General features: G+C 51.0%; 2 pseudogenes. Both read right to left on the reverse strand.

Annotation, left to right across the window (positions count from 1 at the left end):
- Window positions 1–89: pseudogene (locus tag DW757_RS17880) on the reverse strand (glutamyl-tRNA amidotransferase); the annotation flags it as partial.
- Window positions 82–210, reverse strand: a pseudogene (locus DW757_RS17220) (DeoR family transcriptional regulator); the annotation flags it as partial. The pseudogenes DW757_RS17220 and DW757_RS17880, both read right to left, overlap by 8 nt.

The raw sequence follows: 210 nt of genomic DNA on the forward strand, positions 1-210 counted from the left end.
GCCTTTTCATCATTGATGGCTTTCCGCAGTTTCTTTTCGCTTTTCTCCAACTCCCGGTTGAGCTTTTCCAGCTTTGAGGTATCAGGCAAGGGCAGCGTCCTCCTTTCCCGGTATCAGCACATAAATCCTGTTTGGTTCTCCAACGCCCTGACGCACCCGCATGATAAGTCCGGCGGTTTCCAGTTCATTCAGAGAACGCTTGACCGTCAT

Source organism: Clostridium sp. AM29-11AC, from assembly GCF_003480545.1.
Taxonomy (GTDB): Bacteria; Bacillota; Clostridia; order Lachnospirales; family Lachnospiraceae; genus Otoolea; species Otoolea saccharolyticum_A.